The 22,740-nt window shown below is 71.3% G+C and carries 21 protein-coding genes; 9 read left to right on the top strand and 12 right to left on the bottom strand.

Going from position 1 to position 22,740, the window contains the following annotated elements:
• Positions 1–15: 15 nt before the first annotated feature.
• The 5 genes from dgoD to ACFPA8_RS18470 all read right to left on the bottom strand — a co-directional run bounded on the left by dgoD (position 16) and on the right by ACFPA8_RS18470 (position 6,554).
• Entirely contained in the window at positions 16–1,164 is a 1,149-nt protein-coding gene (gene dgoD / locus ACFPA8_RS18490) for a galactonate dehydratase (RefSeq protein ID WP_386449858.1), read from the bottom strand.
• A 48-nt stretch (positions 1,165–1,212) separates the two neighbouring features.
• Complete coding sequence (locus ACFPA8_RS18485; RefSeq protein ID WP_386449856.1) at positions 1,213–2,136, bottom strand: carbohydrate ABC transporter permease; 924 nt, start codon at positions 2,134–2,136, stop codon at positions 1,213–1,215.
• Positions 2,133–3,128 carry a carbohydrate ABC transporter permease gene (locus ACFPA8_RS18480; protein ID WP_386449854.1) on the bottom strand — a complete coding sequence of 332 codons (996 nt, stop codon included), beginning with the start codon at positions 3,126–3,128 and terminating at the stop codon, positions 2,133–2,135. The genes ACFPA8_RS18485 and ACFPA8_RS18480 overlap by 4 nt, the downstream gene beginning before the upstream one ends.
• Entirely contained in the window at positions 3,128–4,453 is a 1,326-nt protein-coding gene (locus ACFPA8_RS18475) for an ABC transporter substrate-binding protein (protein ID WP_386449852.1), read from the bottom strand. The genes ACFPA8_RS18480 and ACFPA8_RS18475 overlap by 1 nt, the downstream gene beginning before the upstream one ends.
• Positions 4,454–4,514: 61 nt before the next feature.
• Entirely contained in the window at positions 4,515–6,554 is a 2,040-nt protein-coding gene (locus ACFPA8_RS18470) for a beta-galactosidase (protein ID WP_386449850.1), read from the bottom strand.
• 294 nt (positions 6,555–6,848) lie between these two features.
• Between ACFPA8_RS18470 and ACFPA8_RS18465 the strand changes: the two genes are divergently transcribed.
• Complete coding sequence (locus ACFPA8_RS18465) at positions 6,849–7,583, top strand: FadR/GntR family transcriptional regulator (protein WP_386449848.1); 735 nt, start codon at positions 6,849–6,851, stop codon at positions 7,581–7,583.
• A 35-nt stretch (positions 7,584–7,618) separates the two neighbouring features.
• Here the strand turns inward: ACFPA8_RS18465 and ACFPA8_RS18460 are convergent, their stop codons facing one another.
• Both ACFPA8_RS18460 and ACFPA8_RS18455 read right to left on the bottom strand, forming a co-directional pair.
• Positions 7,619–8,869, bottom strand: a complete 1,251-nt coding sequence (locus ACFPA8_RS18460) for a PP2C family protein-serine/threonine phosphatase (RefSeq protein ID WP_386449846.1) — start codon at positions 8,867–8,869, stop codon at positions 7,619–7,621.
• Positions 8,859–9,671, bottom strand: a complete 813-nt coding sequence (locus ACFPA8_RS18455) for an alpha/beta fold hydrolase (protein ID WP_386449844.1) — start codon at positions 9,669–9,671, stop codon at positions 8,859–8,861. Before ACFPA8_RS18455 ends, ACFPA8_RS18460 begins: the two co-directional genes overlap by 11 nt.
• Positions 9,672–10,143: 472 nt before the next feature.
• Here ACFPA8_RS18455 and ACFPA8_RS18450 point away from each other — a divergent pair, with 472 nt between their 5' ends.
• Positions 10,144–10,920, top strand: coding sequence for a thioesterase II family protein (locus tag ACFPA8_RS18450; RefSeq protein ID WP_386449842.1), 777 nt, complete (start codon positions 10,144–10,146; stop codon positions 10,918–10,920).
• A gap of 76 nt (positions 10,921–10,996) precedes the next feature.
• Here the strand turns inward: ACFPA8_RS18450 and ACFPA8_RS18445 are convergent, their stop codons facing one another.
• Positions 10,997–11,170: a DUF5302 domain-containing protein gene (locus ACFPA8_RS18445; RefSeq protein WP_386449840.1), complete on the bottom strand. Its 174-nt coding sequence runs from the start codon at positions 11,168–11,170 to the stop codon at positions 10,997–10,999.
• A gap of 418 nt (positions 11,171–11,588) precedes the next feature.
• Here ACFPA8_RS18445 and ACFPA8_RS18440 point away from each other — a divergent pair, with 418 nt between their 5' ends.
• Positions 11,589–14,204 carry an ATP-dependent Clp protease ATP-binding subunit gene (locus ACFPA8_RS18440; RefSeq protein ID WP_386449838.1) on the top strand — a complete coding sequence of 872 codons (2,616 nt, stop codon included), beginning with the start codon at positions 11,589–11,591 and terminating at the stop codon, positions 14,202–14,204.
• Between the two features lie 149 nt (positions 14,205–14,353).
• Positions 14,354–14,575 carry a DUF4236 domain-containing protein gene (locus tag ACFPA8_RS18435; RefSeq protein WP_386449836.1) on the top strand — a complete coding sequence of 74 codons (222 nt, stop codon included), beginning with the start codon at positions 14,354–14,356 and terminating at the stop codon, positions 14,573–14,575.
• 21 nt (positions 14,576–14,596) lie between these two features.
• Here the strand turns inward: ACFPA8_RS18435 and ACFPA8_RS18430 are convergent, their stop codons facing one another.
• The 3 genes from ACFPA8_RS18430 to ACFPA8_RS18420 form a co-directional block, all read right to left on the bottom strand.
• Positions 14,597–15,298: a GAF and ANTAR domain-containing protein gene (locus ACFPA8_RS18430; RefSeq protein WP_386449834.1), complete on the bottom strand. Its 702-nt coding sequence runs from the start codon at positions 15,296–15,298 to the stop codon at positions 14,597–14,599.
• An 82-nt stretch (positions 15,299–15,380) separates the two neighbouring features.
• Positions 15,381–16,274, bottom strand: coding sequence for an Fpg/Nei family DNA glycosylase (locus tag ACFPA8_RS18425; RefSeq protein WP_386449832.1), 894 nt, complete (start codon positions 16,272–16,274; stop codon positions 15,381–15,383).
• Between the two features lie 11 nt (positions 16,275–16,285).
• A complete protein-coding gene (locus tag ACFPA8_RS18420; RefSeq protein ID WP_386449830.1) occupies positions 16,286–16,711 on the bottom strand; it encodes an OsmC family peroxiredoxin in 426 nt (141 codons plus the stop codon).
• 313 nt (positions 16,712–17,024) lie between these two features.
• On the opposite strand from ACFPA8_RS18420, the gene ACFPA8_RS18415 reads away from it, so the two are divergent.
• The 3 genes from ACFPA8_RS18415 to ACFPA8_RS18405 all read left to right on the top strand — a co-directional run bounded on the left by ACFPA8_RS18415 (position 17,025) and on the right by ACFPA8_RS18405 (position 19,049).
• Positions 17,025–17,570 (top strand): glycoside hydrolase family 25 protein, encoded by a 546-nt coding sequence (locus ACFPA8_RS18415; protein ID WP_386449828.1) that lies wholly within the window; start codon positions 17,025–17,027, stop codon positions 17,568–17,570.
• Between the two features lie 107 nt (positions 17,571–17,677).
• Positions 17,678–18,187 carry a hypothetical protein gene (locus ACFPA8_RS18410; RefSeq protein WP_386449826.1) on the top strand — a complete coding sequence of 170 codons (510 nt, stop codon included), beginning with the start codon at positions 17,678–17,680 and terminating at the stop codon, positions 18,185–18,187.
• Positions 18,188–18,212: 25 nt separating this feature from the next.
• The gene (locus ACFPA8_RS18405) at positions 18,213–19,049 is read left to right on the top strand and encodes a DUF1707 SHOCT-like domain-containing protein (RefSeq protein WP_386449824.1); all 837 of its coding nucleotides are present in this window, start codon (positions 18,213–18,215) and stop codon (positions 19,047–19,049) included.
• Positions 19,050–19,150: 101 nt separating this feature from the next.
• Here ACFPA8_RS18405 and ACFPA8_RS18400 read toward each other — a convergent pair whose 3' ends face one another.
• Positions 19,151–20,773, bottom strand: coding sequence for a CoA transferase (locus ACFPA8_RS18400; protein WP_386449822.1), 1,623 nt, complete (start codon positions 20,771–20,773; stop codon positions 19,151–19,153).
• A gap of 142 nt (positions 20,774–20,915) precedes the next feature.
• Here ACFPA8_RS18400 and ACFPA8_RS18395 point away from each other — a divergent pair, with 142 nt between their 5' ends.
• Together ACFPA8_RS18395 and ACFPA8_RS18390 are read left to right on the top strand one after the other, a co-directional pair.
• Positions 20,916–21,665 (top strand): endonuclease V, encoded by a 750-nt coding sequence (locus ACFPA8_RS18395; protein WP_386449820.1) that lies wholly within the window; start codon positions 20,916–20,918, stop codon positions 21,663–21,665.
• An 81-nt stretch (positions 21,666–21,746) separates the two neighbouring features.
• Entirely contained in the window at positions 21,747–22,724 is a 978-nt protein-coding gene (locus ACFPA8_RS18390) for a dihydrodipicolinate synthase family protein (RefSeq protein WP_386449818.1), read from the top strand.
• The last annotated feature ends 16 nt before the right edge of the window (positions 22,725–22,740 follow it).

Genomic DNA, 22,740 nt, shown 5'->3' with positions numbered 1-22,740 from the left:
GGGTGGGGCGACGGCTCACCACTCCGCGAACGAGCCGTCGCGGTGGCGCCAGACCGGGTTGTGCCAGCTCTTCGCCGAGCCGTCCGCCTTCCGTACTGCCTTCTCGTCGATCTCGACACCCAGCCCGTGCCCTGTGGGCCGCGGCAGATGGCCGTCGTGGAAGCGGAAGACGGAGCGGTCGGCGACGTAGTCGAGAAGCTCGGCGCCCTTGTTGTAGTGGATGCCGATCGACTGCTCCTGGATGAGGAAGTTCGGTGTGCAGAAAGCGAGTTGGAGGGACGCTGCCAGGGCGAGGGGACCCAGCGGGCAGTGCGGCGCGACGGTCACGTCGAAGGTCTCGGCCAGCGAGGCGATGCGCCGGCACTCCGAGATGCCTCCCGCGTGGGACAGGTCGGGCTGCAGCACGGCGATCCCGGCCTGCAGCGCCGGAAGGGCCTCGGTGCGGGAGAAGAGCCGCTCGCCGGTGGCCACCGGCAGCCGCGTCGAGTCCGTCACCCGCCGGATGAGATGCGTGTACTCGGGCAGCACGGGCTCCTCGACGAACATCGGGGCGTACGGCTCCAGCACGCCTGCTGCCCTGACGGCACCGGCGGTCGAGAACCGTCCGTGGAAATCGACCGCGAAGTCCCCCTCGGGGCCGAGGACTTCACGTGCGGCCTCCGCCCTCGCCGCGACCTCGTCCAGCTCTGCGAGATTCGGCAGCGGGTTCATGCGGCCGGAGGCGTTCATCTTCACCGCGGTGAATCCGGCGTCCACCTGCGCTGCGACCTGGTCGCGCACCTGGGCCGGTTCGTCACCGCCCACCCAGCAGTAGGCGCGTGCCCGCTCCCGTACGGGGCCGCCGAGCAGCTGGTGCACGGGTGCGCCGAGCGACTTGCCGGCGATGTCCCACAGTGCCTGGTCGATGCCGGCGACCGCGCTGGAGAGCACGGGCCCGCCGCGGTAGAAGGAGCCCTTGCTCATCAGCTGCCACAGGTCCTCGATGCGTGAGGGGTCGGCGCCGACGAGGAACTGCTCGGCGAGCTCGTGCACGGCGGCCCGTACGGTCTCCGCACGTCCCTCCACGACGGGTTCGCCCCAGCCGACCGGACCGTCGTCCGTCTCGATGCGGCAGAAGAGCCAGCGCGGCGGCACGGCGAACGTCTCGACTCGGGTGATCTTCACGTGGTGCTCCAGACGGTGCGGGGGCGGCGGGACTGCGGAAGGCTCCCCTCACCCCTTGATGCTGCCTTCGGTCAGACCCGTCCTCCAGTAACGCTGGAGGACGAGCATGGCGACCGCCAGGGGGATCACGGACAGGAAGGCGCCGCCGATGGTGTACTGCACCAGCTCGGGCAGCCGGTCCGCGGCGGTCTGCCAGGTGGTCAGGCCCAGGGTGACGGGGTACTTGCGGTCGTCGGAGAGCATGACCAGGGGCAGGAAGTAGTTGTTCCAGATGCCTACGAACTGGAAGAGGAAGACGGTCACCAGGGCCGGCGACATGATGCGCAGCACGAGCCCGAAGAAGATCCGCCCCTCGTTGGCGCCGTCCACCCGCGCCGCCTCCAGCAGCGTGTCCTCGACGGCCGACTCCGCGTAGATGCGGCACAGATAGACGCCGAACGGGCTGACGACGCCGGGGATCAGCACGGACCAGTAGGTGTTCGTCAGGCCGATCTCGTTGAACAGCAGGTAGAGCGGAAGAGCCAGGGCGGTGTGCGGGAGCAGCACGCCGGCGAGCACGGCTTTGAACGCGGCCTCCCGCCCGCGGAAGCGGTACTTGGCGAGCGCGAAGCCCGCCGCTGCCGCCAGCACCGTGGCCAGCAGGGCGCCGACGCCCGCGTACAGCAGCGAGTTGAGCACCCACTGCGGATAGACGTGGTCGTCGTAGGTGAGGATCTTGCCGAGGTTGTCCAGCAGTTGAGGACTGTCGAACCACAGCCCGTTGCTGCCGTACAGCTTCCCCGTGGACTTGGTGGCGGCGACGACCAGCCAGTAGACGGGCAGCAGGAAGTAGCCGGTGGCGACGGCCAGCGCGGCGATGAGCAGGATGCGGCCCGGGCCCGGCATCCGGCGGGGCCCGGCCGGCACGGCGGTCTTCGCGGCGGAGGGGGCGCGGGCCTCCTCGGGGCCGGTCGTGCTCGTGGTGAGGCTCACCGCTCGCTCCTTTCCCTGCGGGTGACCAGGCTGAGGAACCCGAACGACAAGGCGCACGCCACCAGCGCCAGAAGGACGGCCTTCGCGGCGGCCAGATGGACGTTGGCGTTGGCGAAGGCGTCGTTGTACGCACTGAGATTCGGGGTGAAGCTGCTGGACACCGCGGGGGAGAGCACCTGGATGACGAGCGGCTCCGCGAACAGCTGCATCGTGCCGATGATGGAGAAGACACAGGTGAGGACCAGCGCCGGGCGGACCAGGGGAATCTTGATCCTCAGCGCGGTCTGCCAGGGCCCGGCACCGTCGATCTTCGCCGCCTCGTACAGCTCCTGCGGGATCGACTTCAACTGGGCGACGATGATCAGCATGTTGTAGCCGGCGAACTCCCAGACGACGATGTTCGCGATCGACCACAGCACGTTGTCGTAGCCGAGGAAGTCCGGCGACGCCGTGCCGAGCGCCTCGGTGATCGGGCTGATCCCCGGCACGTAGAGGAACCCCCACAGGATGGTGGCGATGACGCCCGGGATTCCGTACGGCAGGAAGTACGAGGCGCGCAGCAGACCTGCCCAGCGGTCGGAGAGCCGGTCCAGCAGCAGCGCGAGCACCAGCGCCAGCAGCAGCATCACCGGCACTTGGACGACGCCGAAGAGCAGCACGCGGCCGAAGCTCTCCACGAAGTCGGCCTGCTGGAGGGCGAGGGAGTAGTTCTCCAGGCCCGCGAAGCCGACCGTGGGTTCGCCGAGGCCCAGTGGTCCGTGCCGCTCGACCGTCAGCAGGCTCTGATAGACCGCGTACCCGATCGGCAGCACGACGGCGAAGACGAAGAGGGCGAGGAAGGGGCCGAGGAAGAACCACGCGGCGCGGTCGGGCCGGGGGGAGGGGCGGGTGCGCGGCGGGGCGGTGCCCGCGGCCGGACTCGCCTTCGGGCCCGCGGTACCGGCGCCCGGCGTGGAGGCGGCTGCCGCGGCAGGGCCGGAGGGTGTCGCCATCATGCGCTCCTCGCCTTGAGTCCCTTGGCCTGCAAGTCGTCCAGGACGCGGCCCTGTACGTCGTTGAGGGCGTCCACGAGCGTGCCGTGACCGGCGGTGACGCGGCCGAAGGCGTCCTTGATGTGCTCGAAGGACTGGATGGTCGTCGGCGCCCACTTCCAGGAGGTGTCGACGTGGCTGTCCGACTCCTGGAAGACCTCGTTGTAGCGCTGGCCGCCGAAGAAGGGGTCGCGCTTGCCCAGCGCGGACTCCTCCAGGTCGATGCGGGCCGCCGGCCAGCCGTACCCGGCGGCGACGAGCAGATCGATGCTCTCGGGGTCGGTGTTGAGCCAGTGCGCGAACTCGATGGCCTCGGCGGGGTACCGGGTGCCCTGGAGGACGGCGGTGGAGGACCCGCCCCAGTTCGCGGAGGCGGTCTCGCCCGCCTCCCACTGGGGGAGCGTCGTCACACGCCATTTCCCCTTCGTGCCGGGCGCGTTGCCGCGCAGCAGCGCGTCGCCCCACTGGGCGCCCGGCCAGCTCGCCAGCCGGCCGGTCTGCATGGCCCGGTACCAGCCGCTCTGGGTGTCGGGCATGACCTCGACCAGGCCGTCCCGTATCAAGCCGTCCCAGTAGTCGGCCACTTCGAGCGAGACCTTGCTGTTGATGTCGACGAGCCAGGTGTCGCCCTCGGTCCGGATCCACCGAGCACCGCGCTGCCAGGGGAATGCCGCGTACCACATGGCGTTCCTCGGCGGGAAGGAGGTGATGCGGGAGCCGCCGCTGCGCTTCTTGATCCTGACGGCTGCCTGCCGGAACTCGTCCCAGGTGCGCGGGGCTTCGACGTCCCAGCGCTCGAAGAGGTCCTTGCGGTAGTAGTAGCCCATCGGACCGGACCCCTGCGGCATCGCGTACAGCTCGCCGTCGAAGACCCCCTGATTCCACTGCCAGTCGACGTAGCCGCCCTTGAGCCTGTCCGCGCCGTACTTGCTGAGATTCGTCAGGCCGTTGACGAGCATGAACTCCGGCAGCGCGTAGTACTCGACCTGAGCGAGGTCCGGGGGAGAACCGGCCTTCAGCGAGGAGTGCATCTTCTGGTACCCGCCCTGGGTGTTGGCGGGCACGATCTGCACCTGGACGTGGATGTCGGGGTGCTTGCTGTTCCACAGGGCGACGGCCTTCTGCAACGGCACCCACGTCCAGAAGACCAGCCTGGCCTTCTCACCGGGTTTGCGCCTGGTCTGCCGGGTGAGCCGGGCCGCGCCGGCCGACTCGCCGCACGCGGCGAGCGCGGGAGCCGCGGCAGCGGCGGCGCCCCAGGTGAGGACCTTTCTACGGACGGGCATCTGACCTCCTTGTCAGGCCTGTCGGACAGCTGCTCGCGCTCCGCGACGGCGGTGCGCGCGGTCAGCGCTCCATGACGGCGACACCGCGCGGTTGCAGGGTCACCGCGCTGACGGGTCCGGCGTCGTCCCCCCGCAGCCGGTCGCGCATCGGCTCGGGCAGCTCGACGACGGCCGCCTCCGCACCGTGGTTGAGCAGGAAGAGGAAGCGGTGCTCCTCGTCCTCGCGGACTGTGGCCTGCACGCGTGCGGGCAGCCCGGCGAGCACGGGGCACACGCCCGCCGCGTCCCGCACGTGGTCCATCAGGCCGCGCAGAGCGGCGGGTTCGAGCCGCGTGGCGACGTACCAGGCGGTGCCGGCCCCGTAGCTGTGCCGGGTGACGGCGGGACGACCGGCCAACTCGCCGCCCCTGAACACCGCGACGGCCTCCGCGCCCTCCAACTCGACGGCCTCGGACCACAGGTCGGCCTCCGCGGCGCCGCCGTACGCGGCAGACGGCGTCGTCCCGGACCGCTCCGCCGCCGGCAGGCCGTCCACCGGCACGCGCACGCCCTCGTCCAGCGGCCAGAACTCCTCCACGCGCAGGCCCAGCAGTTCTCTGAGCGGCGCCGGATACCCGCCGAGGTGCACGCGGTCGCAGTCGTCGACGATGCCGGAGAAGAAGGACACGAGGAGCTGTCCGCCGCCGTGCACGTAGGCCGCGAGACGCTCCGCGTTCTCCTCGCTCAGCAGGTAGAGGTTGGGTACGACCAGGAGCTTGTAGCCGCCGAACGCCCGGCCGGGCGGGATGATGTCGCAGGCGACGCCCGCCTCGAGGAGAGGCCGGTGGTGCGCGCGGTTGATCAGGGTCTGGTCGAGCGCGTCGGAGGGATGGGAGTCCAGTTCGAGGGCCCACCAGCTGTTCCAGTCGGTCAGCAGCGCCGCATCCGCACGGGAGCGCGTACCGGCGATCTCCGGGACGGACGCCAACTCCCGCCCCAGTGCCGAGACTTCGCGGTGGATGCGGGTGTCGGTCCCGCCGTGCGGCACCATCGCCGAGTGAAACTTCTCCGCACCGCCGCGGGACTGCCGCCACTGGAAGAACAGCACCGCGTCGGCGCCCTGGGCGACGGCCTGCCAGCTCCAGAGCCGCATCGCGCCGGGTGGCTTGGGGCTGTTGCGTGCCCGCCAGTTGACGGCGCCGGGCGCCTGCTCCAGCAGCATCCAGGGCTGCCCCTCCCGTGCCGAGCGCATCAGGTCGAAGTTGAAGGCGGCGGTGAGGTGCGTCCCGGGGTCGTAGGGGTCCTGGTAGAAGTCCAGCGACATCACGTCCTGGTGCCGCGCCCACTCGAAGGCGTTCACCGGCTTGTGGTGCGGCATCAGGTTCGTCGTGAGGGGGACGTCCGGAGTGACGCGGCGCAGCACCTCACGCTCGGCCAGGCAGCACTGGAGCAGCGCGTCGTCGCTGAAACGCCAGTAGTCCAGCTGCTGGGCCGGGTTGGCGAAGGTCGGAGCGAGCCGGGGTGGCAGCACTTCGTCGAAGGTGTCGTAGCGCTGTGACCAGAACGCCGTGGACCAGGCGTCGTTGAGGGCCTCGACGACGCCGTAGCGAGTGCGCAGCCAGCGGCGGAAATCGGCGGCGGAGACGTCGCAGTGGCACTGGCGGGTGTGGCAGCCGAACTCGTTGCCGATGTGCCACATCTCCAGCGCCGGGTGCTGTGCGTAGCGGGTCGCGAGGCGCTCCACGAGGCGGGTCGCGTACGTGCGGTAGACCGGGCTGGAGGGGCAGTAGTGCTGGCGGCCGCCGGGCCATCTGCGGCGGCCGTCCCCGGTCTCCGGCAGCACCTCGGGATGCAGCGCGGAGAGCCATGGGGGCGGGGAGGCGGTCATGGTGGCGAGGCAGACACGGATCCCGGACTCGCCGAGGCGGTCCATGACGCGGTCGAACCAGCCGAAGTCGTAGTCACCCGGGCGGGGTTCGACGCGTGCCCAGGAGAAGATCCCCGCCGTGACCATGGTGACGCCGGCTTCCTTCATCAGCCGGGTGTCCTCGGCCCATACCTCTTCGGGCCACTGCTCGGGGTTGTAGTCGCCGCCGTAGTGGATCTTCCTGTCAGCGCTCATGTGGCCGTGCACCTTCGTGTCGTCGGTTCCTGCCGCACGCCGAGCCGTGTTCAATCCATTAATTATGAATTAACGTAGAAGCAGCTCGGGCGGGGGTCAACCCTCCGGTCACCCACCCCGGCGCGACACCGCGGCCGAGCACATCGGCCGCCCCTCGGTGAAGGAACGATCCCGATGACCGTCCCGCCCAGCGCCGCAGCCGGCCGCTCATGAAGCCCGCGTCGTGAGGTACTCGGCGTGAACGCGGTCCGGGGAGCGACGGGGCGTTCCGCAACGGGAGGAAGGCGGTCAGGCATGTCCGGTTACGCGGGGCGCGGGGTCCACGGGCAGACCGTGGAGGCCATCGCACACCGGGTGCTCAGCGGCCGCGTCGGCGAGGGAGACACCCTCGACCTCGGGGCCCTTCAGGCCGAACTCGGCGTCAGCCTCACGGCGTTGCGGGAATCCCTGAAGGTGCTCGCTGCCAAGGGCATGGTCGACGCCCGGCAGAAACGCGGCACGTTCGTGCGTCCGCGGACCGACTGGCACCTGCTCGACGCGGACGTGCTGCGCTGGCAGTTCGAGGCGGCCGAGGGCCCGGCGTCAGGCTCCGGGAACCCTTTGCTGAGGGACCTCGGGGAGGTCCGGGACATCGTCGAGCCCGCCGCGGCACGGCTCGCCGCGGAGCGCCGCGACGACGAGGACCTCGCAGCCCTCGACGCGGCGCTGGAGGCGATGAGACGGGCGACGGGAGGCGGCGCGGAGGCAGTCGAGGCCGACCTCGCCTTCCACCGTGCGCTGCTGCGGGCGTCGCACAACGAGATGCTGGAACGCATGGAGATGGTCATCGCCACAGGGCTTGCGTACCGCGACAGACTCGTCCACGCCTCCGGCCACGACCCCCAGGACCCGGTACCCACGCACGAGGCCGTTCTTGAGGCGGTTCGGGCGGGGGACAGCGGTGCGGCGGAGAGCGCCGTGCGCCGGCTGCTCGATCAGGCGGGCCGTGACCTCGGCAGGATCGAGCGGGCCGGTCCTCCGGCTGAGTGAAGTCCTGTGCGGGACCGCAGCGTCGGGCGGCACGTTCAGGCCGGCGCTCCGCCCTTCCCCGGAGGCACGCCCAGGGTCATGAGGGCGGTGTCGTCGTCGAGGCCCTCCCCGAAGACGTCCAGCAGCTCGGCGAGGGCGGTGACGGTGTCCTCGGCGGTGGACGGGGCCAGCACGTTGGCGAAGTCCAGAAGGGCCTCGTCGCCGTAGCGGTCCCGGCTGCCGGCGGAGGTGTGCGCCTCGGTGAGGCCGTCCGTGTACAGCAACAGGGTGTCTCCGGCGCTCAGTTGCACGGTGGTCGTGGCGATCTCGGGCTCGGCGAGCACTCCGATGAGCTGGCCCCCGGGCGTGGGTACGAACTCCGCCGTCCCGTCGGCACGCAGCAGCAGGGCGTTGGGGTGGCCTCCACTGGCCAGCGTCGCGCTGTATCCGCCCGGTTGCGGGGTGAGCGTGCCGAAGAGGACGGTGGCGAACCTGGGGTCCTTCTCGTAATCCTCCGTGTTCAGCACGGTGTTGAGGTTCTTCAGGACCGCGACGGGGTCCGGGTCGTAGACCGACGCGGCACGCAGGGTGTAGCGCGCGAGCGAGGTCAGGGCTGCGGCGCCGGCGCCCTTGCCGCACACGTCGCCGAGGAAGAGGCCCCACGTTCCGCCGACGGTGAGCGGGAACAAGTCGTAGAAGTCGCCGCTGACTTCGTCGTGGGAGGCGATGTGGTAATGCGCGGCGACGTCGAGGCCGGGCGGGGCCGAGAGGTGCGGCGGGACGAGGGTGCGCTGCAGCGTGGTGGCGAGCCGCTGGATGCGTTCCCGTTCGTGCTCGGCCTCTTCGCGGGCACGCAGCAGTTCGGTCTCGTAGGCGCGGCGGTCGCGGGCGTCGGTGACCGTGGTGCGCACCATCAGGGGGTGCTCCTCGTTGTCGGTCATGACGGTCGAGGTGACCAGGACGGGCAGCCGCGTCCCGTCCGCTGCTTTCAACTCCAGTGCGATGCCGTTCACTTCACCCTGCAGGCGGAGCAGAGGCGCGTAGTGCGTCTCGTGGTAGAGCTTGCCGCCCACGGTGAGCAGGTCGGCGAACCGCATGCGGCCCACCACCTCTTCGCGTGAACGGGCCAGCCACTCCAGCAGTGTGCGGTTGGCCTTCACGATCTGGCCGTCCATCAGCGTGAAGAGGTATCCGCAGGGCGCCCTCTCGAAAAGATCCTCGGCGTTGTTCTCCAGCAGCGAGGCGAATGCCAGATGCGCCGTTCGGGAGCGGGCGTCGTCGCCGTGTCCCTGTCCTTCACCGCTCATCATCGGCACGGGCTGCGAAAGAGGCGATGGCCTCAGCCGTCTGTTCAGGGGCGCTCAGCTGCGGGCAGTGGCCGACCGCGTCGAGGGTGACGAGTTCGCTGCCGGGAATCGCGTCGTGCACGAAGGCACCGACCTCCCTGGGGGCGATCACGTCCTGTGCACACTCGATCACCCTCGTCGGCACCGTCACGCGGGCGAGGTCGGCCCGGTTGTCGGAGAGGAACGTGGCACGGGCGAAGACACGCGCGACGACCGGGTCGACCTGGCAGAAGCTGTTCGTCAACTCCTCCGTCAGGTCCGGCCGTTCGGGATTTCCCATGACGACGGGGGCCAACGAGGCCGACCAGCCGAGGTAGTTGCTGTCCAGCGACTCCAGCAGCTCGTCGATGTCCTCGGCGCTGAAGCCGCCACGGTAGCCGGAGTCGTCGATGTAGCGCGGGGAGGGCGTCAGCAGCACCAGCTTCTCGAACGCCTCGGGCTCCCAGCCGGCGGCCAGGACGCCGAAGACGGAGCTGACGGAGTGGCCGACGAACACCACCGGACCCAGGCCGAGTTCGTGGCAGATCTCCAGCACGTCCCTGGCGTAGCCGTCCAGCGAGGAGTAGCGCTCCTCACTCCATGCGGACTTCTCGGAACCCCCCGTGCCCACATGGTCGAACCGCACGACCTTGAAGTCCTCGGCGAGTGCGGGGGCCGTCAGCCGCCACATGTGCTGATCGCAGCCGAAGCCGTTGGCCAGCATGATCACCGGGCCGCCCGCGCGGCCCTCGACCACCACGTTGTTCCTGCGCAGTACGTCCATAACACCTCCATTGTTTCATTGCTCCCGGTATGTCGCCCTGTCCGGCGGACGGACGGTGGTGCCGTCGCGCTCGTCGCGCCGGCAGCCTCGCCGGGACTGAGCGTCACAGGACGGGGGCGGCGCGTGGCCGAGCGGCGACAGGGCCCGCGCCGCCCGCCGGCCACGCCGGGAGGGGGCCGCCGAGCCGCCGCGGCCGTCTTGCTTTCGTCCCCGGCATCCACCAGTGTCGGGCCGGCAGCTCACCCGTACCGGGACGCGGACCGGACGTGCGGGCCCGCCGGCGGCCACACGCCGCGCCGGTCTTCCCGCGATGAAGCCCCCGGCGTGCAGCGGAGTGCACCCACCGGCCCGGCGCACACGGACGTGAGCGCCCCGCCCACGGCCCGGCTGCCGCAGCGGACGCCGCCGAGCCGTACACCCAGGGCCAGCACCCGCAGCACCCGCACCACCCGCAGTCAGAGAGGAACCGGCCATGACCACTGCCGCAGGTCCGGCAGACCCCTGGATACGGCGCTACCACCCGGCGCCGGCCGCTCCGTTCCGGCTGGTCTGCCTGCCGCACGCGGGCGGCTCGGCGAGCTACTTCCACCCCGTCTCGCAGGCACTGTCACCGGACGCCGACGTCGTCGCGGTGCAGTATCCGGGACGGCAGGACAGGCTGCGGGAGAAGTGCCTCGAGGACATCCGCGAGATGGCCGACCGGGTCTTCTCCTCGCTGTGGCCGCTCACCGACCTCCCCATGGTGCTCTTCGGCCACAGCATGGGCGCCTCCGTCGCCTTCGAAGTGGCACGGCGCATGGAGGACAAGGGGCTCGTCCCGGCCGCGCTGTTCGTCTCGGGGCGGCGGGCCCCCTCGCGGCACCGGGACGAGCAGATCCACCTCAAGGACGACGAGGATTTCCTGGCCGAGATCCGGGCGCTCGACGGGACGGACGCTTCTCTCCTCGACGACCCCGAGATACGCCGCATGGTGCTCCCCGCGCTCCGCAAGGACTACAAGGCGGCCGAGACCTACCGCTACGTTCCCGGGGCGCCCCTGAAGTGCCCCGTCGTCGCCATGGTGGGGGACAGCGACCGCAAGGCGCCCCTGGAGGACGTCCGCGCCTGGGCCGAACACACCAGCGCCGCCTTCGAGTTGGAGGTCTTCCCGGGTGGCCACTTCTACCTCGGCGGTCAGCCGCAGGCCGTCGTGGCGAAGATCCGCAGCCACGCCGCCGCGCTGACGGGGACGCGGGGCACCCGCGGATAGCGCGCCCGCGCAGGCAGGACGAAGCCGCCGCTTCCGACGAGACGAGGGAAGCGGCGGCGACCTGATATCGCCGGGGTCAGCCGGTCTTGCGGCGGAACTGGCGCTTGCGGCCGTCAGGCCGCGAATCGTGCACGTTCATCGTGAAGTCCTCGTGCGGTACGCCCTTCTTGGCGCGCTGGTTCTTGCGCTCGAGCGCCTCGCGGAACTTCTGCTTCATGTCGGAGGTCTGCTCGTCCTTGCTGTCCGCCATGTCGTACTCCCTGACTCGAACACATCGGCGTGCTTGCTTCGTTCCGGACTCTCACTGCGTCTCGGTGCCGGCGGGCCGCGGGCCGAGGGAGGGTCACGCTGTCTTCCTGCCCGGTCCCGGCGCAGGTCATCTCGCCGGGCGGGTAACGGAGAGCCTCGCATGAGCGTGTGCCTTCCTCCTGGCGGTCAGCGCTGTAGAACCTCGAGTACCCCCATCTAACATTCAGCACGACCGCGGCGTCGGCTGCGAGTGATTTTCCCCGCCGGCGGCCGCGGGCCCAGCTCGCCGGCGCGTTACGGCGGGCTCCCGCTCCCGCAGGTACGTGTCGCAGCGCCGTACCGGGGAACTCCGGCCCGGAAGCGTCATGCAGCCGACAAAGCGTGGCCCGGTGAAGCCCGGGTCAGCGGGACGGATACCTATGACCGGCGGGTACATGGGTCCCGAGGACTTCGGCAGGGACCCGTTCGGAGAGTTCATCGCGCGCTTCCTGGGCAGCGCCGCCTCCGCGGGCGGCGGCGGGAGGCGGGACCCCCGCTACTACGACTTCCTGCGGCTGATGAGCGAACCGGCCCGGCAGCTCGTCTCCGAAGCGGCTTCGTACGCGGCACAGCACGGCAGCAGCGACCTGGACACCGAACATCTGCTGCGTGCGGCCCTCACCACCGAGCCGACCCGCACGATGATCTCCCGGGCCGGCGCGGACGCGGAAGCGCTCACCGAGGAGATCGACAGGAACGTCGGTGAAGGGTCCCCGCGCAAGTCGATCTCCGTGAGTCCGGCCGTCAAGCGCGCGCTGCTGGACGCCCACGACATCGCCCGCGCGCGCGGCGCCTCCTACATCGGCAGCGAGCACGTCCTCATCGCGCTGGCCGCCAACCGGGACTCGACGGCCGGGCAGATCCTCAACGCCGCGCACTTCGACCCCCGTTCGGCCTCCTCGGGCGGTACGTTCCCCGGCTCCGGGTCCCAGGGCCCCGGCGGTTACCCCGGCGCTCCGGGCGCCGGTCCGGAGGGTCAGCCCGCCCGCGGCATGCCGGGCCAGGGGCGCAGCGACACCCCCAACCTCGACAAGTACGGCACCGACCTGACGGAGACGGCCCGCGACGGGCGGATAGACCCCGTCATCGGCAGGGACGACGAGATCGAGCAGACGATCGAGATCCTCGCCCGGCGCGGCAAGAACAACCCCGTCCTCATCGGCGAGGCGGGCGTCGGCAAGACCGCGATCGTCGAAGGGCTCGCCCAGCGCATCGTCGACGGCGACGTGCCGGACAACCTGCTGGGGCGGCGCGTGGTCCAGCTCGACATCTCCGGCCTCGTCGCCGGCACCCGTTACCGGGGCGACTTCGAGGAGCGGCTCACCGGCATCATCGACGAAATCCGCTCCCGTTCCGGGGAGTTGCTCGTCTTCATCGACGAGCTGCACACCGTCGTCGGAGCCGGCGGCGGCGGTACGGAGGGCGGCTCCATGGACGCCGGCCAGATGCTGAAACCGCCGCTGGCCCGCGGGGAGCTGCACGTCATCGGTGCCACGACGCTGGAGGAGCACCGGCGTCACATCGAGAAGGACGCGGCGCTCGCCCGCCGCTTCCAGCCCGTCCTCGTCCCGGAACCCGGCGAGAGCGACGCGGTGGAGATCCTGCGCGGCCTCCGCGACCGCTACGAGGCGCACCACCAGGTCCGCTACACCGGGGAGGCGCTGATCGCCGCCGTCGAGCTGTCGGACCGCTACCTGACCGGCCGCTTTCTGCCGGACAAGGCCATCGACCTCCTCGACCAGGCCGGTGCGAGGGTGCGGCTGCGCACGGCGACCCGCGGGACAGACGTCCGTGCGCTCGAACGGGAGGCCGAGCAGGTCGCCCGCGACAAGGACCAGGCCGTCGCCGCGGAGGACTACGAGCGTGCCCAGGAGCTGCGCGACCGGCTCACCGAACTCAAGGCCCGGATCGACCAGGACGAGCGCAAGCACCAGCCCAACGGCCGCATCGCCGAGGTCACAGTCGAGGACATCGCCGACATCGTCTCCCGGCAGACCGGCATCCCCGTCAGCAACCTCACCCAGGAGGAGCGGGAGCGGCTGCTGGGCATGGAGGAGCGGCTGCGTGAGCGCGTCATCGGCCAGGACGAGGCGGTCGCCGCCGTCGCCGACGCGGTGCTGCGGTCCCGGGCGGGCCTGGCGAGTCCGGCACGTCCCATCGGCAGCTTCCTCTTCCTCGGCCCGACCGGGGTGGGCAAGACCGAACTCGCCCGCGCACTGGCCGAGTCGCTGTTCGGCACCGACGACCGGATGGTGCGGCTCGACATGAGCGAGTACCAGGAGCGGCACACCGTGAGCCGCCTCGTCGGAGCCCCGCCCGGCTACGTCGGGCACGAGGACGCCGGGCAGCTGACGGAGACCGTGCGCCGCAACCCGTACTCCCTGCTGCTCCTGGACGAGATCGAGAAGGCGCATCCGGACGTCTTCAACATCCTGCTCCAGGTGCTCGACGACGGCCGGCTGACGGACTCGCAGGGACGCACGGTCGACTTCACCAACACCGTCATCGTGATGACCAGCAACCTCGGTTCGGAGGCCTTGTCGGGCCGCGGCACGGTGCTGGGCTTCGGCACCGGCGACGAGGAGGAAGAGGAGGAGGCCGGCAGGGAGCGGGTGCTGCGCCCGCTGCGGGAGCACTTCCGTCCGGAGTTCCTCAACCGCATCGACGAGATCGTCATCTTCCGGAAGCTCTCCGACGAGGAGCTGCGCAAGATCACTGACATGATGCTCGACGAGACCCGGCACCGCGTCCACGCGCAGGACCTGGCTGTCGAGTTCTCGCCCGCGTCCGTCGACTGGCTCGTCAGGCGCGGCTACCAGCCCGAGTACGGAGCGCGTCCGCTGCGCCGCACCATTCAGCGCGAGGTGGACAACCAGCTCTCGCGCATGCTGCTCAGCGGTGAACTCAAGCCGCACACCGAGCTGTTGGTCGATGTCGAGGACGACCGGCTGGTCTTCCGCACGGAGGACGAGCCGGAGGGCGGCGGGGCCTGGTAGGGACGCCGGCGCGGCCGCGGGCGGAGGCACGGTGCGCGGGGGCCAGCTCCGGCCCCGGACCGGAACCCGGACGCCGGATGAGTTCCGCCGAGCCGCGCGGGTACCCGTGGGTCGACGAGGTTGTTTCCGCAGCGACTTGAGGAGCCGAGATGGGGCTGACATTCCGGAAGAGCTTCCGGATCCTGCCCGGCGTACGTCTGAACATCAACCGCAAGTCGTGGTCCGTCACGACCGGCGGCAGCAAGGGCCCCCGCCACACGGTCAGTTCGACAGGACGCCGCACGACGTCGATGGACCTCCCGGGCCCCTTCGGATACCGGACCACCTCGTCCAAGCGCAGCCGCAACCGCTCCCGCACCAGGAGGGACTGACGCGCCGGGGAGGCCCCGGGCTCAGCGTGCCCCGGGGATCTCGCCGGTCTCGGTGATCGTCCGTACGATCTCGCGCAGCTTGACGTTCTTGTCCTGCGAGCTCTTCCTCAGCACGGCGAACGCCTGGTCCTCGTCCAGCTTGTAGCGCTCCATGACGATGCCTATCGCTTCGCCGATGTTGTGGCGCGACTCCATGGCCGCATGCAGCTGCGCGTGCGTACGGGCGCTGGAGAACGCGACGGCGGCGTGGGAGGCGAGCATCCAGCCGATGTTCTCCGAGGCCAAGGTGAAGGCGTTGGGCCGGGAGGAGTAGATGTCGAGGGCGCCGAGGTTGTCGTCCTCGGTGTACAGCAGGAACCCCATCATGCTGCCGATTCCCAACTGCCGTGCCTCTGCTGCGTATCGGGGCCACCGGGTCACCGTCTCGGTCATGTCCGCGATCCGGTAGACCTCGTGGGGCACGCGCGCCGCGTCGAAGCAGGGGCCTTCACCCACTTCCTCCTGCATGCGGTCCGAGGCGCGGACCACGTCGCTGGTGGTGGCCAGCGTCTGGACCCGGTTCTCCTGGACGGCCATGATCCCCGCGGCCTCGCAGCCGTCCACCAGGGACACGGCGTGCTCGACGATCCGGTCCAGGGTCTTCTGAACGGAGTCCTGCGCGAGCAGATCACGAGCCATGTGCGCCAGGTTCTTGGCGTACTCCTCGACTTCCTCGCCGGTCATTCCTGCCCCTCGGTGCCGGTCCTCCTGCAATGTCCCCGACACGCTATACGCACCTCGGAACGGTCGGCGCCCGGCCTGTGCGTTACTTCAGCAGCCGGGACATCCGCCGGTCGGCGAGGGGTTTGCCGCCCGTCTGGCAGCTGGGGCAGTACTGCAGTGCGCTGTCGCTGAAGGAGACCTCGCGGATCGTGTCACCGCACACCGGGCACGGCTCGCCCTTGCGGCCGTGCACCCGCAGGCCGGTCTTCTTCTCCGACTTCAGCTCGCCCGCGGCCAGGCCACGGGACCGTTCCACCGCGTCACCGAGAGTCACGCGCAGTGCCTCGTAGAGCGCGGCGACCTCCTCCTCGGACATCTCCGCGGCGATCTTGAACGGCGACATCCGGGCGGCGTGCAGGATCTCGTCCGAATATGCGTTGCCGATCCCGGCGACGACGCTCTGGTCGCGCAGCAGCCCTTTGACGCGGTGGCGCCCGCCGCGCAGGAGATCCGCGAAGACCTCGGGGGTGAACTCGTCGGCGAGCGGGTCGGGCCCGAGCCGTGCGATGCCCGGGACGTCGGCGGGATCGTGCACGCAGTACACGGCGAGCCGCTTGCGCGTGCCCGCCTCCGTGAGGTCGAAGCCCTCCGATCCCTCGCTCTCGTCACGGTCGGCTCCGGGGTCCGCCGTCAGCCAGAGCCTCAGGGCCAGGGGACCCTTGCCGGGGCGGGGCGGCTGCGGCGGCAGAGCGTCCCGCCAGCGCAGCCAGCCCGCCCGTGCGAGGTGGACGACCAGATGCAGCCCGCCGGCGTCCAGGTCGAGGAACTTGCCGTGCCGTCCGACCTCCGTGAAGGTACGGCCCTCCAGCGCGTCCGGCCCGGGGTCGTACGTCTTCAGCACGCTCACCGCAAGCGGCATGACGCGCCGCACGCCGCGTCCCGTCAGGCGCTCGTGCAGGAAGTCGCGCAGGGCTTCGACCTCGGGCAGTTCCGGCATGTCTCCTCCGCTCAGGCCAGGTTGGCGGTCAGAGTGATCGTGGTGCCCGAAAGGGCTTGGGAGACCGGGCAGTTGGCCTTGGCCTCCTCGGCGGCGGCGGTGAAGGCGGCCTCGTCGATCCCGGCGACCTCGCCCCGTACGGTCAGGTGGATGCCGGTGATGCCGGTGCCCGGCTGGAAGGTCACGTCGGCCTTCGTCGTCAGCCGGGTGGGCGGGGTGCCTGCGGAGGCAAGCCCGTTGGAGAGCGCCATCGAGAAGCAGCTGGAGTGTGCGGCCGCGATCAGCTCCTCCGGGCTCGTCCTCCCGTCGGGCTCCTCCGCGCGGGCCGCCCACGAGACGGCCTGCTTGCCGATGCCGGACGAGTCGAAGGTGATCTCGCCCGAGCCCCTCTTGAGGTCTCCGTTCCACACGGTGTTCGCGGTACGTGTCGTCGCCATGATGCTGTCTCCTGTCGTCCGGTGGGTTCCCGTTGGGCCGGGGCGTCCGCTGCCGCGTACCCCTTCCGCGCAGATCCTCCGCCCCCGCCCGGTGAGGAGCCCGCGACGACGCGCCGGTGCCCCTGCGGGCGAACCGTTTTCCACGCGCGGCGCATCCCGGGGCGTGCGGGCGCATTCCCAGTGTCCCGCGCATCCCGTTCCGGCCGCGCATCCCCGGCGCATTACGGTCTGTTCGGGATACGGGACGGCGTGCTACGGGTACGGGAGGCACAGGGAGTAATCGAACGCCTCATGGCGGCAGAAGGAGTCCACAGTGATCAAGGGTGTCGATGTCTCGTCGTACCAACCTTCCGACTACAGCACGAAAGGCCTCGATTTCGTCTTCATCAAGATCACGGAGGGCACGTCGTACACCAATCCGAAGTGGGTGGACCAGCGGCAGACCGCGCGCGACGCCGACCTCGTCACGGGCTTCTACCACTTCGCCCGCTCCGGCAGCATGAAGGCGCAGGCCGACTACTTCATGTCGAAGATCAACCTGGTACGCGGCGACATGCTCGTCCTGGACTGGGAGGACTCGGCCGTCAGCAACTCCGAGAAGGACTCCTGGATCGAGTACGTCCAGAAGGAACGCCCCAACACCCGGGTGCTGCTGTACTGCAACACCAACTTCTGGCTCAACCACGACACCACGTCGTTCGCGGGGGACGGCCTGTGGATAGCCCACTACAACGGCAAGCCGGGCAAGCCGGGTATCGAGCACCCCTGGCGGTTCCACCAGTACACCGACGACCCCATCGACACCAACCTCGCCAAATTCGACAGCCGCTCGGAGCTGCGCGACTGGACGCGCAAGTAGCCCTCCCACGCCGGTACCGCCTCCGCCCGTACGGCAACCGCCCCTGTACGCCGTACGGTTGGGGACCTGCGGCGACAGCCGGTACCCCGTGCCGGTAACCTCCCGACATGCCGGAAGCCAACATAAGCCCGACGACCGACGAGAAGCCGCCCGCCCCGGAACCCGCCGGCGGTGCCGCCGACGGCGGGAGGACCGAACCGGACGGCGCGGCCCCGGAGGCCGCACCGCAGGAGGAGGCGGCCCCCGCGGAGGAGCCGGGTACCGCGGAGGTGGCGCTGGGTGACGATCCGGCGGCCGGGGCGGCCGGTGAGGCCACCGAGGACACCGTGGACTCGGAGGACGGCCGGCCCCGTCCGGGACTGACACCCCGGCAGGCCCGCAGGGTCCGCGTCGTCGTCTCCGGCGTCGTCATGGTCGCCGTGGCGGTGGCGCTCTTCGTGCGGCTGGTCAGCGCTCCCTCCGTGCTGACCGTGGGCTTCTACGGAATCGCGCTGATCCTCTCCGGCACGGCCATCGGGCTCAGCCGTCGCGGCAGGACCCGGGTCGCCGGCGGAGTGCTCGTGCTGGGTTTCGGCGCCGTGGCACTGGCCGAGTGGCTGCTCGCCTCCGTCCAGTGACCGGGCCGCGTACTAGGGTGACCGCATGACCGACGACCTGCCGGAGATGCGCGCCTCGGATGCGGAGAGAGAGCGCATCGCCGAGGTGCTGCGCGATGCGCTGGCCGAGGGACGGCTCGGGCTCGAGGAGTTCCAGGAGCGGCTCGACGGCGCCTACGCGGCCCGTACACGGGGCGAGTTGGTCCCGCTCGTACGGGACCTGCCGCAGCCCTCGCCCGACGGCGGCGCCGACAGCGGGCTCGCGGACGGGGACTCCGGGCCGGCCCCGTCGCCGGGCAGGCGGCGCCGCTGGGCGGAGCGGATCGGCGGCACGGCCACGTCCCGCTGGGGCGTGGGCATCATGGGCGGCTTCGGCCGCAAGGGACAGTGGACGGTGCCGCGCGTCTTCACCGGTCTCGGCATCATGGGCGGCGGCGAACTCGACCTGCGCGACGCCCGCTTCGAGGAGCGCGAGGTGGTCATCCGCTGCTTCGCGCTGATGGGCGGGATGAGCGTCACCGTCCCGCCGGGACTCGGCGTCGAGGTGCGCGGCATCGGCATCATGGGCGGCTTCGACACGTCCGGATCGGTGGCGGGCGACCCCGACGCTCCTCGCGTGGTGATCACGGGCTTCACCGTCATGGGCGGTGTCGGCGTCGTCCGCAAGCTCCAGCGCGAGGAGAAGCAGCAGCTCCGCGAGGAGCGGCGTGAGCAGCGCGAGCTGGAGCGCCGCCTCCGCGACGAGGAGCGCGGACGACGGCGCGAGATCGACGGGTCGTACGACGAGCCGCGCGGCGGGGGCCACGGCGGGCTGCACGGCGGCACCGGTACCCACGGCTCCCACGGCGAGCGGCACCACGGCGACGGGGGCAAGTCCCTGTAGGCCGGGGCGGGTCCCTGTCAGCCGGGGCGAGTCCCTGTGGCCGGCGGCCGACCGGGCCGGCGCGCCCGTCACCCGCCGTCCGCCGCTCCGCTCGCTCCCGCTCACCACCAGGCGACGGGATCGGTGCCGGGAGCCCCCGGCGGACGGGACCAGTCGGCCGGGCCGCCGTCGTAGGCGACGGGCGGCAGCGCGTACCGCAGCCGCCCCAGCGGACTGCGGGTCTCGTTCAGCCAGGGCGCCGGGTCGTGAGGCGTTCCGTCGAAGGCGTCGGCGGACTTCGGGGCGAGCCGTGGGGGGCCCTGCTGCGGGCTCAGCCCGTTGAGCAGCCAGTCCGCGGTCTGCGCGAGCGCCACCCGTACGACCCCCGAACCGCAGCGGCCGCGCCGCTGCTCCGTGAGCGACCGCAGCACGGCCGCGGCCAGCAGATAGCCGGTGCCGTGGTCCAGCGCCTGAGCGGGCAGCACGCCGGGGGCCGTTCCGTCATCGGGGCCGGGCAGCCGCTCTTCGAACGCGATGCCGCTCGCCGTCTGCACGAGGCTGTCGAAGCCCCGCCGCCTGCGCCACGGCCCGTACGCGCCCCAGGCACTCAGCTGCCCGACGACGATGCCCGGCCGCCTGTCGGCGAGTGACTCGGGTGCGAGACCGAAGCGGTCCAGGACGCCCGGACGGTAGCCCGTGACGACTACGTGGGCCTTCTTCAGCAGCTCCTCGAAGTCGGCCTGTCCCGCGCGGGTGGACAGGTCCAGGAGCGCGGAGCGCTTGCCCATGCCGGTGTCGGCGTGGGTGTCCGGGTGCTCGGGCAGCTGCGGTGCGTCGATGCGGAGCACGTCGGCGCCGAGCAGGGCCAGCGTCCGGGTGGCGACCGGCCCGGCGATGACGCGGGTGAGGTCGAGTACGCGCACCGAGTGCAGCGGCCTGTGCCCGAACGCCCCCGGCAGGGGGAGCGGCGGAGCCTGGTCCACGCGCGCCGTGCTCACCAGCGGACGCCGGGCTGCCTCCGCACCCTGCGGATGCTCCGCCCATTCCTTGGCCGAACGGGCTGCGACGGCCAGGCCGCCGGCAGCGTGCACGTGCTCCTCGGTCTCGGCGGCGGAGCGCTGCGCCAGTTCGGCGGCGACCGCTTCGGCGAGCGCGTTCTCGTCGCGGTGCCCTTCGTGGACGCCGAGGGCGGAGAGCAGCCGGGCACGGTGATGGGGATAGTTGGCATGGGTGCGCAGCCAGCCGTCCGCGGTGCGCCAGAAGCGGGAGAGCGGCGCGAAGTTCACGGAGGAGCGGCCGTCCGTCCGCAGGTGGCGTTCGCTGGTGAAGGCGGTCGCCACAGCGCCGTCGTCCACCTGTACGGACGGGACGCGGGAAACGGCGGCAGCTCCGGAGGAGGCGGTTCCCGCGCGAAGGGCCGAGAGTTCGGCAGCGGAGAGGGAGCAAACCGCCACCGTCGCCCGGGCCAGTTCCAGGACGGGCAGCCGGGCGGGCAGCAGCTGGGGGCGCAGGTGGCAGGAGACCCGTTCGAGGAGGCCGGTGTCACCGCCCAGCGCGGTCCACGCATGCTCCATGCCGGGCAGCTCGGACGCGGAACAGACCGCCTGGACGGCCCCGGCCCCGGCCCCGGTGCCGGTGGCGCCGCCCGTCCCGGCCGTACGCGCGTCCCCGGCCGGACCGCCCGTGCCGCCCGGGTCCGCCTGGCATGCCGCGCCGCCCGTCGCTGCTGGTGAAGATCGCTCCATGACGCGCATTCTGGCACTCCACGTGTGAAGTAGGGCGTTAGCGGAAGGGGAAGAACCACTCGTCGCGTCGCCCCGGCGGAGACGGCGACGGCGGCGGACAGCCGGCAGCCGCGGGACGGCGCTGCTGTAGCGTGACGCCCCCATGAACACCCCTTCGCGCCCCGCAGGATGGCCGCGTACCGAGGCCGAGGCGCTCGCCGTGCAGGACGAATTGCGCCTCCGCGTGGACGGGACGGACCACAGCCCCGAGCCGGGCGCGTCCGGCACAGTGGTCGTCGGCCTCGACGTCGCCTACGACGACGAACGCGACATGGTCGCCGCGGCAGCCGTCGCACTGGACGCGCACTCCCTCGACGTCCTCGCCCGGGCGACCGCGTTCGGCCGTGTCGCCTTCCCCTACGTTCCCGGGCTCCTCGCCTTCCGCGAGATCCCGGCACTGCTGGAGGCGCTCGACTCCCTGCGGGAGAAGTCGGGCCGCGAACCGGGCCTGCTGGTCTGCGACGGGTACGGGCGGGCGCATCCGCGCCGGTTCGGGCTGGCCAGCCATCTGGGGGTGCTCACCGGGGTTCCGTCGATCGGCGTCGCCAAGAACCCGTTCGTCTTCACGAGCGCGGAGCCGGGGCCGCGCCGCGGCGATTCGGCTCCCCTCCTGGACGGTACGGAAGAGGTCGGCAGCGCTCTGCGCACCCAGGACGGCGTGAAACCCGTCTACGTCTCGTCCGGCCACCGCGTGAGCCTCCAGGCCGCCCGCGCGCACACGCTGAGCCTCGCCCGGCGCTACCGGCTGCCGGAGACGACGCGGTGCGCGGACGCGCTGTGCAGGGCGGCGCTGCGGGAGGCGGTGCAGGGGGAGGTGCGGGGAGACGCGGCGTACGGCGGAAAGCAGTCTTGAGAGCGTTCATGCTGCCCGGGAGACTCGTGCGTGTGCCATGGAACCCCACGGCACACGTGCTCTCCCCGCCCTGGAGCCGCCATGCCGCGTCCCGATCCGCGTACGGCTCGCAAGGCCCCTGACGGCACCCTTCCCGTGCCCCTCACAGGTGTCGTACCGCCGCTGTGCACGCCGCTGACCCCGGAGGGGGGAGTCGACTCCGCTGCACTGCGGGCCCTCGTCCGGCGCCTGCTGAACGCGGGAGTGCACGCGCTGTTCGTGCTGGGTTCGTCGGGCGAGGCCGCCTACCTCAGCGACGCGCAGCGCCGGACGGTCGTGCGGGTCGTCACCGAGGACGTCGACGGCAGGGTGCCGGTACTGGCCGGGGCCATCGACATGACCACGGCCCGCGTCCTGGACCACGCCCGTGCCGCGGCCGAAGCGGGGGTGGACGCTCTCGTCGTCACCGCGCCCTTCTACACCCGGACCCATCCGGCCGAGATCGCCCGTCACTTCCGCCGGGTGCGGGAGGGTGTGCCGCTTCCGGTGTTCGCGTACGACATTCCCGTGGCCGTGCACACCAAGCTGGCCGCCGCGACGGTGCTCGAGCTGGCGGAGGACGGCACGCTGGCGGGGCTGAAGGACAGCAGCGGTGACGAGGCGTCCCTGCGACGGCTGCTCGCGGAACTGCGCGGCCGGGGACTGCTGGACCGGTTCTCCGTGCTCACCGGTTCCGAACTGACCGTCGACGGCGCTCTGCTGGCCGGTGTCCACGGCGTCGTACCGGGGCTGGGCAACGTCGATCCGGAGGGCTATCTGCGGCTGTACGAGCACGCCCGGGCAGGACGCTGGACGGAGGCCGCGGCGGAGCAGGACCGTCTGGCCGCGCTCTTCTCGATCACCGACGCCGGGCCGGAGGAGACGATGGGGCGCAACTCCTCGGCCATCGGGGCCTTCAAGGCCGCCCTGCACCTCCTCGGCGTCATCGACTGCCCTGCCACGGCGGCACCGCAGACACCGCTGGACGCGGCTGCCGTGCAGCGTGTCCGGGCGCTGCTGGAGCGGGCGGGGCTGAAGTGAGGGCACCGGGCGGAGC

Origin of the sequence: Streptomyces ovatisporus (assembly GCF_042653885.1) — a bacterium.
GTDB lineage: Bacteria > Actinomycetota > Actinomycetes > Streptomycetales > Streptomycetaceae > Streptomyces > Streptomyces ovatisporus.
The sequence above is the reverse complement of the archived record's forward strand: the minus strand, read 5'-3'. Positions and strand labels throughout refer to the sequence as shown.

What these genes read in the sequence shown, in the direction of transcription:
- ACFPA8_RS18480 (WP_386449854.1), bottom strand. Translation starts at nt 3,128, where the DNA reads ATGGCGACACCCTCCGGCCCTGCCGCGGCAGCCGCCTCCACGCCGGGC.
- ACFPA8_RS18475 (WP_386449852.1), bottom strand. Translation starts at nt 4,453, where the DNA reads ATGCCCGTCCGTAGAAAGGTCCTCACCTGGGGCGCCGCCGCTGCCGCG.
- ACFPA8_RS18470 (WP_386449850.1), bottom strand. Translation starts at nt 6,554, where the DNA reads ATGAGCGCTGACAGGAAGATCCACTACGGCGGCGACTACAACCCCGAG.
- ACFPA8_RS18465 (WP_386449848.1), top strand. Translation starts at nt 6,849, where the DNA reads ATGTCCGGTTACGCGGGGCGCGGGGTCCACGGGCAGACCGTGGAGGCC.
- ACFPA8_RS18460 (WP_386449846.1), bottom strand. Translation starts at nt 8,869, where the DNA reads ATGAGCGGTGAAGGACAGGGACACGGCGACGACGCCCGCTCCCGAACG.
- ACFPA8_RS18455 (WP_386449844.1), bottom strand. Translation starts at nt 9,671, where the DNA reads ATGGACGTACTGCGCAGGAACAACGTGGTGGTCGAGGGCCGCGCGGGC.
- ACFPA8_RS18450 (WP_386449842.1), top strand. Translation starts at nt 10,144, where the DNA reads ATGACCACTGCCGCAGGTCCGGCAGACCCCTGGATACGGCGCTACCAC.
- ACFPA8_RS18445 (WP_386449840.1), bottom strand. Translation starts at nt 11,170, where the DNA reads ATGGCGGACAGCAAGGACGAGCAGACCTCCGACATGAAGCAGAAGTTC.
- ACFPA8_RS18440 (WP_386449838.1), top strand. Translation starts at nt 11,589, where the DNA reads ATGACCGGCGGGTACATGGGTCCCGAGGACTTCGGCAGGGACCCGTTC.
- ACFPA8_RS18435 (WP_386449836.1), top strand. Translation starts at nt 14,354, where the DNA reads ATGGGGCTGACATTCCGGAAGAGCTTCCGGATCCTGCCCGGCGTACGT.
- ACFPA8_RS18430 (WP_386449834.1), bottom strand. Translation starts at nt 15,298, where the DNA reads ATGACCGGCGAGGAAGTCGAGGAGTACGCCAAGAACCTGGCGCACATG.
- ACFPA8_RS18425 (WP_386449832.1), bottom strand. Translation starts at nt 16,274, where the DNA reads ATGCCGGAACTGCCCGAGGTCGAAGCCCTGCGCGACTTCCTGCACGAG.
- ACFPA8_RS18420 (WP_386449830.1), bottom strand. Translation starts at nt 16,711, where the DNA reads ATGGCGACGACACGTACCGCGAACACCGTGTGGAACGGAGACCTCAAG.
- ACFPA8_RS18410 (WP_386449826.1), top strand. Translation starts at nt 17,678, where the DNA reads ATGCCGGAAGCCAACATAAGCCCGACGACCGACGAGAAGCCGCCCGCC.
- ACFPA8_RS18405 (WP_386449824.1), top strand. Translation starts at nt 18,213, where the DNA reads ATGACCGACGACCTGCCGGAGATGCGCGCCTCGGATGCGGAGAGAGAG.
- ACFPA8_RS18400 (WP_386449822.1), bottom strand. Translation starts at nt 20,773, where the DNA reads ATGGAGCGATCTTCACCAGCAGCGACGGGCGGCGCGGCATGCCAGGCG.
- ACFPA8_RS18395 (WP_386449820.1), top strand. Translation starts at nt 20,916, where the DNA reads ATGAACACCCCTTCGCGCCCCGCAGGATGGCCGCGTACCGAGGCCGAG.
- ACFPA8_RS18390 (WP_386449818.1), top strand. Translation starts at nt 21,747, where the DNA reads ATGCCGCGTCCCGATCCGCGTACGGCTCGCAAGGCCCCTGACGGCACC.